The 14771-nt window shown below is 59.7% G+C and carries 15 protein-coding genes and 1 tRNA gene; 4 read left to right on the top strand and 12 right to left on the bottom strand.

Features of this window, described 5'->3' with window-relative positions:
• Positions 1-2: 2 nt before the first annotated feature.
• The 5 genes from AC1DIH_RS04915 to AC1DIH_RS04895 all read right to left on the bottom strand — a co-directional run bounded on the left by AC1DIH_RS04915 (position 3) and on the right by AC1DIH_RS04895 (position 3342).
• Complete coding sequence (locus AC1DIH_RS04915; protein ID WP_477770810.1) at positions 3-800, bottom strand: DUF6538 domain-containing protein; 798 nt, start codon at positions 798-800, stop codon at positions 3-5.
• A gap of 88 nt (positions 801-888) precedes the next feature.
• A tRNA-Gly gene (locus AC1DIH_RS04910) sits at positions 889-962 on the bottom strand.
• 247 nt (positions 963-1209) lie between these two features.
• Positions 1210-2094: an alpha/beta fold hydrolase gene (locus AC1DIH_RS04905; protein ID WP_477770809.1), complete on the bottom strand. Its 885-nt coding sequence runs from the start codon at positions 2092-2094 to the stop codon at positions 1210-1212.
• 311 nt (positions 2095-2405) lie between these two features.
• Positions 2406-3098: a pseudouridine synthase gene (locus AC1DIH_RS04900; protein ID WP_477770808.1), complete on the bottom strand. Its 693-nt coding sequence runs from the start codon at positions 3096-3098 to the stop codon at positions 2406-2408.
• 37 nt (positions 3099-3135) lie between these two features.
• Complete coding sequence (locus AC1DIH_RS04895) at positions 3136-3342, bottom strand: cysteine-rich CWC family protein (RefSeq protein ID WP_477770817.1); 207 nt, start codon at positions 3340-3342, stop codon at positions 3136-3138.
• A gap of 280 nt (positions 3343-3622) precedes the next feature.
• Here AC1DIH_RS04895 and AC1DIH_RS04890 point away from each other — a divergent pair, with 280 nt between their 5' ends.
• Complete coding sequence (locus AC1DIH_RS04890; protein WP_477770807.1) at positions 3623-4048, top strand: hypothetical protein; 426 nt, start codon at positions 3623-3625, stop codon at positions 4046-4048.
• 53 nt (positions 4049-4101) lie between these two features.
• Here the strand turns inward: AC1DIH_RS04890 and AC1DIH_RS04885 are convergent, their stop codons facing one another.
• Complete coding sequence (locus tag AC1DIH_RS04885) at positions 4102-5214, bottom strand: enoyl-CoA hydratase/isomerase family protein (RefSeq protein ID WP_477770806.1); 1113 nt, start codon at positions 5212-5214, stop codon at positions 4102-4104.
• A 131-nt stretch (positions 5215-5345) separates the two neighbouring features.
• Between AC1DIH_RS04885 and ung the strand changes: the two genes are divergently transcribed.
• A complete protein-coding gene (ung, locus tag AC1DIH_RS04880) occupies positions 5346-6038 on the top strand; it encodes a uracil-DNA glycosylase (RefSeq protein ID WP_477770805.1) in 693 nt (230 codons plus the stop codon).
• A gap of 96 nt (positions 6039-6134) precedes the next feature.
• On the opposite strand, the gene AC1DIH_RS04875 is transcribed toward ung, so the two are convergent.
• The 5 genes from AC1DIH_RS04875 to AC1DIH_RS04855 are packed head-to-tail and all read right to left on the bottom strand — an operon-like array spanning position 6135 to position 11534.
• Positions 6135-7172 carry an AbrB family transcriptional regulator gene (locus AC1DIH_RS04875; RefSeq protein WP_477770804.1) on the bottom strand — a complete coding sequence of 346 codons (1038 nt, stop codon included), beginning with the start codon at positions 7170-7172 and terminating at the stop codon, positions 6135-6137.
• Positions 7165-8679 (bottom strand): tripartite tricarboxylate transporter permease, encoded by a 1515-nt coding sequence (locus tag AC1DIH_RS04870; RefSeq protein ID WP_103320006.1) that lies wholly within the window; start codon positions 8677-8679, stop codon positions 7165-7167. Before AC1DIH_RS04870 ends, AC1DIH_RS04875 begins: the two co-directional genes overlap by 8 nt.
• 1 nt (position 8680) lies before the next feature.
• Entirely contained in the window at positions 8681-9139 is a 459-nt protein-coding gene (locus AC1DIH_RS04865; protein WP_054596100.1) for a tripartite tricarboxylate transporter TctB family protein, read from the bottom strand.
• 58 nt (positions 9140-9197) lie between these two features.
• Entirely contained in the window at positions 9198-10187 is a 990-nt protein-coding gene (locus tag AC1DIH_RS04860) for a Bug family tripartite tricarboxylate transporter substrate binding protein (protein WP_427536727.1), read from the bottom strand.
• A 54-nt stretch (positions 10188-10241) separates the two neighbouring features.
• Positions 10242-11534, bottom strand: coding sequence for an OprD family porin (locus tag AC1DIH_RS04855; protein ID WP_477770803.1), 1293 nt, complete (start codon positions 11532-11534; stop codon positions 10242-10244).
• Between the two features lie 234 nt (positions 11535-11768).
• Between AC1DIH_RS04855 and AC1DIH_RS04850 the strand changes: the two genes are divergently transcribed.
• Together AC1DIH_RS04850 and AC1DIH_RS04845 are read left to right on the top strand one after the other, a co-directional pair.
• Positions 11769-12440 (top strand): response regulator, encoded by a 672-nt coding sequence (locus tag AC1DIH_RS04850; protein WP_477770802.1) that lies wholly within the window; start codon positions 11769-11771, stop codon positions 12438-12440.
• Positions 12433-13818 carry a sensor histidine kinase gene (locus AC1DIH_RS04845; RefSeq protein WP_477770801.1) on the top strand — a complete coding sequence of 462 codons (1386 nt, stop codon included), beginning with the start codon at positions 12433-12435 and terminating at the stop codon, positions 13816-13818. Before AC1DIH_RS04850 ends, AC1DIH_RS04845 begins: the two co-directional genes overlap by 8 nt.
• Before the next feature lie 117 nt (positions 13819-13935).
• Here the strand turns inward: AC1DIH_RS04845 and AC1DIH_RS04840 are convergent, their stop codons facing one another.
• Positions 13936-14757: an HDOD domain-containing protein gene (locus AC1DIH_RS04840; protein ID WP_477770800.1), complete on the bottom strand. Its 822-nt coding sequence runs from the start codon at positions 14755-14757 to the stop codon at positions 13936-13938.
• Positions 14758-14771: the final 14 nt, after the last annotated feature.

The raw sequence follows: 14771 nt of genomic DNA, 5'->3' as shown, positions 1-14771 counted from the left end.
CTTCAGACTAACAATGCAAACCTGCGTCGCTGCGCTCCGACTGCCTGTCCAAGTGGACGCGGATCAGGTGTCCAAGTGAGCGCGGAACGAGTGTCCAAATGATCGTGGGCTGAGTGTCCAAGTGTCGTGGAATCCGCAGCTTTTACCCAAGGAGCCCTGATTTTTTCGGCTTGAACCTTCGTAATGAATACAGAATTTGTATTGAGCCGAACGCCGGGCAAGTCGCAGAAAGCTGCTATCCGAGTATTTAGCTTGAAGCGAAACGCGGTTTCGTCGGAATAGCCACAGTCAATGATATTTGCAATCGTTTGGCGGCGATGGAAAGGTCTGAGGTGTCCCGTGAAGGTTTGCGGTATGCCCAGCTCAAATGCACTGTCCAAGACGAAGCCGTCAGTGTCTTCTTGCCGGTCCACTACGGTGTAATCGTCAACCCAATACATTGGTTGGGCGTTCAGCATACATGCGATGTGGATGTTGTTGTTCAAGACCTCATGGAGCACCAGCTTCGCTGAAACCTCGAAGGTCTCGCAGAAGTCTTGAATGCTGATTAACCCCGCTCCTGCCAGCAGAGGGCTGCCTTCAATCACCTTCTTCTCGTTCACTTTTTCTAGCTCACTTATGCATGATTGCCATTGCTCCGACAGGTGCAATGCTACAGCCTTCGCTTCGCGATGATCAGTGGTCCGGGTAGACGCGTGAATTTCTCTTTGACCGAATTGAACGCGATAGCGAGCCGGGACGGTGATGCGAAGGACATAGATTCCGCTCGAACGGCGGTAGAGGTTGTTGTGTTGCGTCACGTTGTAGGAGCCCTTTGTAGGAGGACTACGTGACTAGCTCGCTTTCTGCTCGGTAGATTTCAGTGAAATCAATGAGTTAGGAGAGAAGTGGAGCGGGTGAAGGGAATCGAACCCTCGTTATCAGCTTGGGAAGCTGGAGTAATGCCATTATACGACACCCGCTCAGAGCGGCTGACTTTTTACCAGATGTGGCCGGGGATTTGAAGTTTTTCTTTAGCGGATCTGTGTTTACGTGGTTTTTTGCAGGTTTTGGCAAGCAAGGCAATGCGTCGTCGGCGGCAGGTTCAGCGCTGGCGATTAGGGCGATACACAGGGTTTGAAACCGTGTTGCGGTCTGTCGCGGGCAAGCCTCGTTCCGGCAAGTAGTGTATGTGCCTAGGAAGACGAGGTTGCTCGCGAGGACGCTGTTTCAAATGGCCAATGCATGGTGGTCCTGGGTGAAGTGGGAACGCGTTCGGCCTTCATGATGAGCCGGTTTCAGGAACCCCAGCAGTGCGTGGCGGCTGTCTCGGCAGGCGGCTTTGTGCTCCATGTCGAGAAAGTGCCCGGTGGCCCGGATGGTGCTGAACGTGCTGTGTTGCACATGGCTGGCGAACAAGTGGGCATCGCTGGCGGCGGTGTACTCGTCCCATTCACCGTTCATGAACAGCACCGGCACGTCGATGTGCTTGGCCGCCTTGAGGTAGCACATGCGATCGCTGTTGAGTACCTGGCTGATGTGGAAGTGCATTTGCCCGTATTCGTGTTCGGCCAAGGTGCTGACGTGACGATAGTTGAAGCGTTTGAACAGCGATGGCAGGTGCTTGCCGATGGTGTTGTTGACCAGGTGGCCGACACGGTCGCGGTCGAGCTTGCCGAGGTAGTCGACACCGCGCTCCAGGTAGTCGCGCATGTGCTCGTTGACCACCGGCGAGAACGAGCTGATCACGGCTTTTTCGATCCGGCGCGGGCGCTGCGCCAGAGCGATCATGGTGGCTGCGCCACCCCACGAGAATGACATCACGTGTTCCGCGGCAAAATGGTCGATCAGCTCAAGGAGGATCTGCCCTTCGATTTCCTTGGTGAGCATTTTCTCATGCCGATTGTGGGCTTTTGACTTGCCCGCGTAAGGCTGGTCGTACAGCACCACGTTGAATTGCGGGTGCAGGTTTTTCACGGTTTGTGCAAACGATGCAGTCGTGGCCATCGAGCCGTTGACCAGAATAATGGTCTTCTCTGCGGCGTCTGCGCGATAGAACTCCGTGTAAACCCGGTACTGACCTTGTATATCCAGCACAGCGATTTCTGGCCTCATGTCGTAAGACTCCTGGCAAGCGGGTATGCGCGCAATGAGATTGCACGAGCTTTGTGACAGGTAGGCATACGCCTGGAATTTTTGAGCCCATGTCGATCCGGTGAGGCTGGTCGACGGGTATTGTTATTGGCGGGCAGTCTGTCGGGAGAGGTGGAATCTGCGAGGCGCTCTACCGACAAAAAGTTTCTTAGAAGTATGTTATGACTTGCCGGTCACATTTCGGCCGACGTCCTGATTCAAGCAGGGGAGTGGCCATCGCGCAAGTGCAGTTCGTAAATTGTTCGACAGCATCTGCTCAGCGGTCGCTTGCTTCAGATCAGCTGGATTTCTCTGGCGCTCAGCGGGCGGTACTCACCCGGCCTCAATGTGTCGTCGAGTAGCAGCGGCCCCATGCGTTCGCGGTGCAGGCGCAAGACCTTGTTATCGAAGTGGCCGAACATCCGCTTCACCTGGTGATAACGACCTTCGACAATGCTTAACCGTGCAGATTTTTCGCCCAGCAGCACCAGGTCGGCGGGCTGGGTGGTGAGATCTTCAAAGGCGAAGTACAGGCCTTGGGCGAAGGTCTGTGCGTACTCTGGCGTTATCGGCTGTTCGGTTTCGACGTAGTAGACCTTCGGCAGCTTGGTCTGCGGTTGGGTCAGGCGCCGCGACCAGGAACCGTCGTTGGTGATCAGCATCAGCCCGGTGGTGTTGTAGTCCAGACGCCCGGCGATGTGCAGGTCGTCCTTGTCAGGTTCAAGGAGCAGGTCGAGGACAGTCGGGTGTTGCGGGTCGCGCGTGGCGCTGACACAACCTAGCGGTTTGTGCAGCATGAAGTAGCGCGGTGGTTTGCCGGCTTGCAGTACTTCGTCGTCGCACTCGACACGGCTGAACTCGCGCACTTCACAATGCGGATCGCTGATGATCTGCCCGTCGACCTTGATCCGCCGTTCGACCAATAGCAGGCGCACCTGTTTGCGGTTGAAGCGGGGCAGGTTGCTGAGGAAACGGTCAACACGCATGACGGTCGGCAGATTGGAAAAGGGCGCGCATCTTACCCTATAGGGCTGCTTGCAGCTGCGACTCGACTTGAGCGCAGCTCGGGCACAGGCACGACTGGTCGCGCAGTTCGGCGGGCAACGCCAGCAGCACTGCCGGGTCGATAGTCACGGCGTAGCACCAGCAGGCCTGGTCGGCGGTTCGCGGATCGGCCAGGCTGCAATCGTTGCTGGCGCCGCAGGCCGGGCAGAGGTCAGGTTTATTCATCACTGGAGTGGGGCACTTCTGCGCAGGTTTGGTCAGGGTCGATAGGCTTGGCACGGTACATCGCCTGATCGTTGCGTGACAACAGGCTGTGCAAGTTGGGCGGGCCGCTGATTTCATGCCGGCTTCCAGCGGTTGAGAAGCGTTATTGGCTACGTGTGTAAATTTGTTTCTAAATCGCACCAGATTCCGATTTTGCTGTCAGATGTTTCGTCAGTCAGATGAATTGGCTGCCGCTGACCAGCGTCGCTGGTATGGCTCATTCGCGGTCCAGGAGGCCGCCATGTATCGTCGACTTCTTCTCATTGCTTCATTGGGTTTGACGCTTTCTGCTTGTGTTCCCTATTACGACGAAGGTCCCGGTAATTACAGCCGTGAGGTCTACACCTCGCCGGCGCCGGCTTATTACTACGGAGGTGGAACCTATTACTCCGCACCGCCTGCGCGTTACTACGAGCCAGCGCCGCGCTATTACCAGCCAGCGCCGCGTTACTACCAGGCACCACCGCGAGTCGAGTACCGCGTTTACCAGAGTCGTGGCTGGGATGACCGCGACCGCCATGGCTGGGGTCATCGCGAAGAGGGTGGCCATGGCCGCCGGGAATGGGATGACCGGGGGCATCGTGACGGGCGTGATCACGACAGACATGGTGACCGTGATGGTCGCGATGGTCGCGATGGCCGCCGCAATTGGGAGGGCCACCGTTAGGCCTTGCAACGATCAAGCGGCGCATTCAGCGCCGCTTTTTTTATGCCCGGATTTCAATAATCCGACAAATCCGCCAGCGGATGCCGACCTTCCCAGACCTTATGAAAATGCGCCTGGACCACCGCTTCAGGTATCGCGTTGATGTCCGGCCAATGCCAGTGCGGCTTCTGGTCCTTGTCGATCAAGCGGGCACGAACACCTTCACTGAATTCCGGGTGCCGGCAGCAGTTCAGGCTCATGGTGTATTCCATCTGGAATACCTCGGCCAATGACAGGTGCCGAGCACGCTGGATCTGCTCCCAGACCAAATGAGCAGTCAATGGGCAGCCCTCGTGCAGGGTTTTTGCCGCGCGGGCCAGCAGCAAGTCGCGGTGATCGCCCAACAGGCTGATGGCGCGCCAGGCACAGCGTACATCGCTGACATCCAGCAGCTCATCAATCTGCTGGCGTCGTGGCAACCATTGGGCCTCGGGCATTTGCCCGACGGCTTCTTGCTGCAAGGCCTTGAGCAGGCTGTTGAGCTGCATTGGCGTCTGTTCCTGCCAGTTCAGTTGCAGCAGACCTTCGATGAGCTCCTCCTGCTGTTCATCCAGCAAGAAGCGGTCAGCCAGGTCCAGGTCAATGGCGTCGCGTGCGTTCATCTGCGCGCCGGTCAAACCAAGAAACAGGCCGAGCTTGCCGGGCAATCGTGACAAAAACCAACTGGCGCCAACATCCGGGTACAGGCCGATACTGATTTCGGGCATGGCCAAGCGACTGCTCGGGGTGACGATGCGAATGCTCGCGCCTTGCAGCAACCCCAGGCCGCCACCGAGGACGTAACCGTGGCCCCAGCAGATCAGCGGTTTAGGGTAGGTGTGCAAGCGAAAATCAAGGCGATATTCCGCCGAGAAAAACTGTGCGGCCAAGGGCGGCACTTCACCGGGATGGGCTCGACAGGCTTCTACCAGGCTGCGCACTTCACCGCCGGCGCAGAACGCCTTGGCGCCATTACCGCGTAACAGCACGCAGACAATCTGCGGCTCTTTGGCCCAGGCCTCCAGTTGATCGCTCAAGGCCCTGATCATCGGCAGCGAGAGGGCGTTCAGGGATTTTTCGGCATCCAGGCTGGCGATGCCGATGCGTGCGCCGTCCGTGCCGGTGAGTTCTTCGAAGTGCAGATTCATTTTGACCTCGATGACTGAATTGAACGTTCAGTATGATCGCTGTACGAGAAAGTGCTGGATCTGCGTCAGATCAATTGACAAGCGCGGTGGGCTTTCCTAGGGTTCGCCCCATTGAATACTCGGGTGTAACCATGACTGCTGATGACCGTATCAAACTCGAACCGAGCTGGAAGGAAGCACTGCGTGCCGAATTCGACCAGCCTTACATGGCTGAGTTGCGCGAGTTTCTGCGGCAGGAAAACGCCGCAGGCAAGGAAATCTATCCGCCGGGGCCGATGATCTTCAACGCCCTCAATTCGACGCCGCTGGACAAGGTCAAAGTGGTGATCCTCGGCCAGGACCCGTACCACGGCCCGGGTCAGGCCCATGGCTTGTGCTTCTCGGTGCAACCGGGTGTGCCGGCGCCACCGTCGCTGGTGAACATCTATAAAGAGTTGAAGCGCGACCTGAACATCGACATCCCGAACCACGGTTACCTGCAAAGCTGGGCCGACCAGGGCGTGCTGATGCTCAACACCACCATGACCGTGGAGCGGGCCAATGCCAACGCCCATGCGGGCAAGGGCTGGCAGCACTTTACCGATCGGATTATCGAGGTGGTCAGCGAGCATCAGCCCCATCTGGTGTTTTTGCTATGGGGCGCTCATGCGCAGAGCAAACAGAAACTGATCGATGCCACCAAGCATCTGGTGCTGACCTCGGTGCACCCGTCGCCGCTGTCGGCTTACCGCGGATTCCTCGGTTGCGGGCACTTCAGCCGCACCAACAAGTATCTTGAACAGAATGGCGAGACGCCGATCGACTGGCGGTTGCCTCCAGTCTGAAAACCATCGCGAGCAGGCTCGCTCCCACAGGATTTCCGACACACAGGAGATCCAATGTGGGAGCGAGCCTGCTCGCGATGGGGGCACCTCGGTCTATCAGACGGAATCCGGCAACCGGTTCCAATACCTGAACAACGGCTCCGCCAGAAACAGCACAAACAACAGCCGCATCACCTGCATCGCCGTCACCAAAGGCACCGACAGTTGCAAGGTTTCAGCGGTCAGGCTCATTTCTGCAATGCCACCGGGCATCATGCCCAGGGTCAGTGAGCGCAGGTCCAGTTGGGTCAGCGCACTCAGCCCCAGCGCCGCCAGTGTGGCGATCAGCATGGTCAGCGCCGTACCGATCAGGGTCCGGCCCATGAACGATGGTGCGCGACGGAAGAACTGCCGATTGAAGTGACAGCCCAGGCCACTGCCGATCAGCCATTGGCCGATCTGACTGCCACCGTGGGGCAGGCCGATGTGCAAGTCCCAGCCGATGCTCACCGCCGCACTCACCAGCAACGGGCCGAACAGCCAGGGGTTGGGCTGGCGCAACCGTTGCCAGATCCAGGCGAGCAGGGCACCGGCCGGAAACAACACCGCCAGCCAGCGCCAATCGACGCTGGCCGGATGCAGTTGTGGAACGCCGTCCCCGAGCAGGTATTTGAAGGCTGCCGGTACACACAGCACCACCACCAGCACCCGAAGACTTTGCCCTGCCGCGACGCGGCTGAGCACGGCGCCATTGCGTGCGCCAAGGTTGACCATTTCACCGGAGCCGCCCGGCATGCTGGAGAAAAAGGCAGTGGCGCGATCCTCGCCGGTGCGCCGCAACAACCAGACCCCGACCACTGCCGACAGGCTGGTGACCAGCGCCCCGAAGAAGATCAGGCCAAAGTGGCGCATGACCTGCTCGATCACCAGCGGGGTGAAGTGCAGGCCAATGCCGATGCCGACAATCCACTGGCCGCATTTACGCCCGCCAGGGATTTCCGCCAATTGCCAGGGTGTCAGGCAGCGCACCAGGATGATCGCCAGCAACGAGCCGACCATCCATGGCAGCGGCCAGCCGATCTGGCTGGCGAGGTACCCGCCCAGCAGACCGACCAGCGGTGTTCCCCACCAGCTTTTGAACGGCCGATCAGACATCGGCGATTGCACGCCGCGCCACGGAGCGTTTGCGCCAGATGCGCAGGATCGGCATCAGCAACATGATCGCCGTCAGTACCCAGCAACCGAAGGTGATGGGGCTCGACCAGAGGATTTCCAGCGCACCGTTGGAAATCGACAGCGCACGTCGCAGGTTCTGCTCCATCAACCCGCCGAGAATGAACCCCAGCAACACCGGTGACAACGGGAAATCCAGCTTGCGCAGGATGTAGCCGAAGATGCCGATACCGATCATCAGGAACAGGTCGAAGGTCGTCGCATGCACGGCGTAGACGCCGATCCCGGTAATGATCGCGATCACCGGCACCAGTGCCCAGTTCGGCACGGCAAGGATGCGGGTGAAGATGCGGATCATCGGGATGTTGAGGATCACCAGCATGACGTTGGCGACGAACAACGAGGCGATCAGGCCCCAGACGATGTCCGGTTGCTGTTGGAACAACAGCGGCCCCGGGGTGATGTTGTACAGCGACAGGGCGCCGATCATCACCGCCGTGGTGCCCGAACCCGGTACGCCGAGGGTCAGCATCGGTACCAGTGCGCCGCAGGCTGCACCGCCGATGGCGGTTTCCGGTGCCGCGAGGCCACGTTTGTCGCCCTGGCCGAAGGTGCCGCTGGCGCCGGCAATGCGTTTCTCGGTCATGTAGGCAACGGCACTGGCCAGCGTCGCACCAGCACCCGGCAACACGCCCATGATGAACCCCAGAACGCCACAACGGATGTTCACCACGAACACCGAGGCGGCTTCCTTGAAGTTGAACATCATTCGCCCGGTGGCTTTCACGGCTTCCTGGCCATGATGGGTTTTTTCCAGCAGCAACAGGATTTCGCTGATGGAGAACAGGCCCAGCACCAACACCACGAACTGAATACCGTCGGTGAGGTGGATGTTGTCTCCGGTGAAACGGTACACGCCGCTGTTGGCATCGATTCCGACGCACGACAGAAACAACCCGATCAGCGCGGCGATGAAGGTTTTCAACGGTCGATCACCGGCCATGCCACCGAGGCAGACAATGGCGAAGACCATCAGCACGAAGTATTCCGCCGGGCCGAAGGCGATGGCCCATTTCGCCAGCAACGGGGCGAACAGCACCATGCCGCAGGTGGCGATGAAGGCGCCGATGAACGAACTCCAGGCCGACAACGACAGCGCCACGCCGGCCATGCCCTGGCGGGCCATGGGGTAGCCATCGAGGGTGGTCATGACGGTGGACGCTTCGCCCGGGATGTTCAACAGAATCGAACTGATCCGTCCGCCGTATTCGCAGCCCAGGTAGACGGCAGCCAACAGGATCAGCGCGGATTCCGGTGGCAGGCCGAGGGCGAACGCAATCGGGATCAACAACGCCACGCCGTTGATCGGCCCCAGGCCCGGCAACAAGCCGACCACGGTGCCGATCAATGTGCCGCACAACGCGGTGACCAGGTTGTAAGGGGTCAGTGCGACACCGAAACCCTGGCCGAGGTAGTTAAGGGTATCCATATCAGTTCTCCAGAACGTCGAGCAGGCCCAACGGCAGTGGCACGTCCATCAACCGGTCGAACAGCATGTACAGACCGACGCTCATCAAACTGATGATCACCACGCTCGGCAACCAGCGGCCACCGTACAAGCGGGCCATCGGTACGCCGATGAGGATGCTCGAAACAATGAACCCGAGCGGTTCGAAGGTTCCGGCGAACACCAGCAGCAGAACGACACAGATACCGATCTTGGTCAGGGTTTCGCGGTCCAGTGGCGGCTCGTCTTCACTGTGTTTGATCGGCGCAGGGCGAAACACCATGTACAGCAGTGCCACGCCCATCAAGCCGAGCATCAACAACGGAAAGGCTCTGGGGCCGACGGGTTCATAGGAAAATGCCGCTTGATACGGCCAGGCCATCAGTGCCAGGCCAAGACAGGCCAGTAACAGCACCGAGGCAAAAATGCGTTGTAAGAGCATGACAAACTCCTGGGCCAGCCCCTTGATGCGCAAGGGGCTGGCCGCGTAACAGAGGCGATTACTGAATCAGGCCGAACTCTTTGGCCAGCAGTTTGTAGTCCGCTACCTGCTTCTTCACGTAGGTGTCCAGCTCTGGCCCGGTCATGGCGAACGGGAACAGTTCACGCTGATCGCGCAGCTTGGCGAAGTCTTCAGAGGCCAGCAGTTTGTCGAAGGCGTTTTTCCACCAGGCGTATTCCGCATCGCTGACTTTTGGCCCGAGGTAGAAACCCCGAACCACTGGCCAGACGATGTCGTAGCCTTGCTCTTTGGCGGTCGGAATGTCCTTCATTTCCGGCTCGTCCAGACGCTCGTTGGCGAACACGGCCAGCAGGCGCATGTCACCGCTCTGGATGTGCGGCATGGAGTCGGAGATGTCGGTGCTGCCAACCTGAATATGACCACCGAGCAGCGCCGTAGCAATTTCACCGCCGCCTTCGAGGGCGACGTAGCGCAGGTCACGCGGGTTGATCCCGGCGGCCTTGGCGATCAGCGCGGTTTGCATCCAGTCCTGGCTGCCCACCGTGCCGCCGGAACCGATCACTACTTTGCTCGGGTCTTTCTTCAACGCCTGAACCAGGTCGTCGAGGTTCTTGTAAGGCGAGTCGCTTTTCACCGCGATGGCACCGTAGCTGGTGCCCACCGCTGCCAGCCAGCGCACGGCGCTTTCGTCGAAGCGACCGAACTTGCCTTGGGCCAGGTTCAGCAGCGAGCCGCTGGACCAGGCCACCAGGGTACCGGCATCGGCTGGGCGCTGGGCGACGACGGCGTTGTAGGCCACCGCGCCGACACCGCCGGGCATGTAGGTCACGCGCATCGGTTTGGTCAGGATTTTTTCGTTCACCAGCGCGCTTTGCGCCAGTTTGCAGGTCAGGTCGAAGCCACCGCCGGGGGAGGCCGGGGCGATGCATTCCGGGCGCTTGGGCTCGCCGGCGACGTCGGCGAACAGTGGGCCGGCGAACAGCAGGCAGCTGGCGGCTAATGCAACTTTACGCAGTGATAAGTCCATTTTTCGTCTCCACAGGAGTTGTTTTTGTGTAGGAGCTGTCGTTTGTTGAATCAATTACCAAAGGGCAACGCTATAGCTCACCAGCAAACGCACTTCATCAGCGTCACGGGCGGAGTAGTTGGAGCGGTAGGTGGCATTGCGCAGACGCACGGCGACGTCCTTGAGGGCACCACTTTGCACCACGTATTTGATCTCGGTGTTGCGTTCCCACTCTTCGCCGGTGGCGCCGTTTTTCAGCTTGATGTTGTCACCGCTGATGTAACGGGTCATGAAGCTCAGGCCTGGAACCCCAAGCTTGGCGAAGTCGTAGTCGTAACGCGCCTGCCAGGAGCGTTCTTCGGCGCCGGCAAAGTCGTTGATCTGCACGAAGTTGACCAGATACGGGTCGGCACCATCGACATACGGGAACGCGCTGTCACCGGACATGTGCTGATAACCGGCGGTGAGTTTATGCCCGCTCAAGGCATAACTCACCAGACCGTTGAGGGATTTGTTGTCGATCTTGCCGCCACGGGCCTGGCCCTGGTCATTGCTGATGGCCAGCCGCAGGTCGGTGGCGAAAGTGCCCGGGCCGAACGGTTGCGAGGCGACCAGGCCAAGGAAGTGCTGGTTGTAGACCTCACCCAGTTGAGCGAAGTGGTAACTGCCGGTGATCTTGTCGGTGAACTTGTAGTCGACACCGCCGAAATCGAAATGCGTGCCGGGCACGGTACCGGCGAAACGGCTGTTCTTGTTGTTGAGGGCGATGTCCTCGAAATCGGTGCTGTCACGATCCTTGGCTTTATCCAGGCGCCCGCCGGTGAAGGTCAGGTTCTTGATTTCCTTTGAGCTCACCAGGCCGCCTTCAAAGGTCTGCGGCAGAATGCGCCCGTCGTTGGGCTTGAGGGTCGGCAGTTCGGGGATCAGGCTGCCGACTTTCAATTCGGTGGCAGAGATCTTCATTTTGCCGGTCAGGCCGAGTTTGGAGTATTCATTGGCGGCACGCCCGTCATCATGGGTCGGCAGCAGGCCGGTGCCGGTGCGGTCGGGGCTGGAGTCGAGCTTGACCCCGAGCATACCCAGCGCGTCCACGCCAAAACCCACGGTGCCGTTGGTATAACCTGACTGCACGTTGAGCATGAAGCCCTGGGCCCATTCGTCACGCTTGGATTGCTGGGCACTGGTGCCACTGCGAAAGTCGCGGTTGAAGTACATGTTGCGGGTTTCGAGGGTCGCGCTACTGTCTTCGAAGAAGGCAGCCTGGCTAACGGGCGAAAAGCCGGCGAGGGCGGCGGCACTGGCGAGGGCGGTGGAACCAAGGCGGGAAAAACGCGCAGGMGGACAAGCCTGAGGCTGTGTGGACAGCATGCTGAAATACTCCGTTTATTGTTCTTATTTGGCGAAAACGCTTCGAGGCGTTTTTCGGTTACAGCGCTTCATGGTCACGGCAGTCGAAACTGTCCGTGGCTGGACTCTAACGGGCTAACCTTTCTCCAACCTTTCAACAGACTTTCACGGTTTTCGGGCTTCACAGTGGCGGATGCGGCTGTAAACTCCGCGCCAAAGAATGGCGTCGACCATCCCCAAACGAGGTAAAAATCCATGCGTGTTCTTCTCGTCGAAGACCATCTGCAGCTGGCCGAAAGTGTCGCCCAAGCGCTCAAGAGCACCGGTTTGACCGTCGATGTGCTGCACGACGGGGTGGCTGCCGACCTGGCCTTGAACAGCGAGGAGTACGCGGTGGCGATTCTTGATGTCGGCCTGCCGCGCATGGACGGTTTCGAGGTGCTGGCGCGATTGCGCGGCCGTGGCAAAAACTTGCCGGTGCTGATGCTGACGGCCCGCAGCGACGTCAAGGATCGGGTTCACGGGCTCAACCTTGGCGCCGATGACTACCTGGCCAAACCCTTTGAACTGACCGAGCTGGAAGCGCGGGTCAAGGCCCTGTTGCGGCGCAGCGTACTCGGCGGCGAGCGTCAGCAACGCTGCGGCGTGTTGGTGTATGACCTGGACACTCGGCGCTTCACCCTCGGCGATGAGCTGCTGAGCCTGACTTCTCGCGAACAAGCGGTGCTCGAGGCGTTGATCGCGCGCCCTGGGCGAGTGATGAGCAAGGAGCAGTTGGCCTCCCAGGTGTTTGGTCTGGACGAAGAGGCCAGCCCTGACGCCATCGAAATCTACGTCCACCGTTTGCGCAAGAAACTCGACGGCCATGCAGTGGCAATCGTGACCTTCAGGGGGCTCGGTTACCTGCTGGAAGCCCGCGATGCATAAGCCCGGCAGTCTGCGCTGGCGGCTACTGTGGAACCTCGCACTGCTGCTGGTGGTGCTGATGATCGCCAGCGGCTTGAGTGCCTACTGGAACGGTCGCGAAGCGGCCGACACAGCGTATGACCGGACCTTGCTGGCCTCGGCGCGAACCATCGCCGCCGGGCTTTCCCAGCGCGATGGCAGCCTCAGCGCCGATGTGCCTTACGTGGCGCTGGACACGTTCGCCTACGACAGCGCCGGGCGTATTTACTACCAGGTCAACGACATCCATCAGCAGTTGATTTCCGGTTACGAAAACCTGCCAGGACCACCGCCAGGCACGCCGCGAACCGACGATTATCCAGCGCTGGCGCGGTTCTATGACGCCATTTACCAAGGGCAGAATGTGAGGGTGGTGAGCCTGCTCAAGCCGGTGACTGAACCGAACATGAATGGCATGGCGGAAATCCGCGTGGCGGAAACCGACGAGGCGCGTGAGCGCATGGCTCGCAGCCTGATGACCGATACCTTGCTGCGTCTGGGCCTGCTGGCAGTGGGGGCGTTGCTATTGGTGTGGTTTGCGGTGAGCGCAGCACTGCGCCCAATCGAGCGTTTGCGCACGGTGGTGGAGGAGCGGCAATCGGATGACCTGCGGCCTTTGCCGCTGGTGGAAGTGCAACGCGAATTGTGGCCGCTGGTGCGCGCTCTTAACCACTTTACCGAGCGCTTGCGCGGGCAGTTCGAGCGTCAGGCGCAGTTCATCGCCGATGCCGCCCATGAGTTGCGAACGCCGTTGGCGGCCCTTAAGGCAAGGCTCGAATTAGGACTGCGGGCGACTGAGCCCGACACTTGGCGAAATACGTTGGAGAGCGCTGCCCAGGGCACCGACCGACTGACTCATTTGGCGAATCAATTGCTCTCGCTTGCACGCGTCGAAAACGGCGCGCGGGCGATTGCCGAGGGTGGGGCGCAGTTGCTCGATCTGAGTCAACTGGCTCGCGAACTGGGCATGGCCATGGCGCCGTTGGCCCATGCACGGGGCGTCGCGTTGGCGTTGGAGGCTGAGGAACCGGTATGGCTGCGCGGCGAGCCAACGCTGTTGAACGAACTGTTGAGCAACCTGGTGGATAACGCCTTGGCTCACACGCCGCCCGGCGGCAATGTGATCTTGCGCGTCAGAGCGCCCGCGGTGCTGGAGGTCGAGGATGATGGACCGGGGATACCGCTTAAAGAGCGCGACCGGGTGTTCGAACGCTTCTACCGGCGTAATCAGCAGGTGGTGGGCTCAGGCTTGGGCCTGGCGATTGTCGGTGAAATCTGCCGCGCCCATCTGGCTCAGATCAGCCTGCACGATGGCGCACAGGCCGGGTTGAAGGTTCGGGTCAGTTTTATCGCCGGGTAGTTTTGTCTTGCCTGTTCTGGCCCCATCGCGAGCAGGCTCGCTCCCACACTGATCTCCTGTGTGTCGGAAATCCTGTACAAGCGGGCTTGCTCGCGAAGGGGCGCTGCGGTCTCTTGATCAATAGAACATCGATCGTGACTCATCCAGATCGCTGCACATCGCCGTGTTCTCCGGATCAATCCCCAGTTTTTTGAACGCCGGCACGCCGAGCACATCAATTCTGGACAGCGGATGATCGGTGTCCTTGTGGCAATACAGGCTGGCGATCTGCACCAGATCCACATAATCGACCTGCTCGGACTGACGCTTGAAGTCCAGATACAGCCCCGGCAGTTTCACCAGCATTTCCGGAAACTCCCAGACCTGCAGCAACTTGTCGCCGAGCAACGGATGGATCTGCTCGATCACATGGTTGAGGCTGACCGGGTCTGACAGCAATTCGTAGTGGTCTTCGGCGTAGGTCAGAATCGGCAGCACGCCGATCTGATGCACCAGCCCGCCAAGGGCCGCCTGATCCGGTTTCAATTGGGTATGACGGCGGCACAGCGCATAGCTGACGCCTGCGATTTCCAGGCTTTTGCGCCAGACTTCGCGCATCTTCTGTTCCACCACCTCGGAGCGGGCATGGAAAATCTGTTCCATGACCAGGCCGATAGCCAGGTTACTGCTGTAATTGATGCCCAGACGGGTGATTGCCGTGTGCAGGTCGGTCACCTCCTGAGCGGCACGCAGCAACGGACTGTTGACCACCTTGATCAAGCGCGCGGACAGTGCGGTGTCGCGGCCGATGACTTTGCTCAGGTCGGCGACGCTGATTTCCGGGTCTTCGGCGGCCTTGCGAATCTGCAAGGCCACTTCCGGCAATGTTGGCAGAACCAGGTCATCGTTATCGATGGCCTCAACCAAATCCTGTTGGACCTTTTCCGCCAGCTCGCTCATTTAGCTTCTCTAGG

Source organism: Pseudomonas sp. 05N36 (assembly GCF_056397385.1).
Note: the sequence above shows the minus strand (reverse complement) of the source record. Positions and strands in the feature narration are given on the sequence as shown.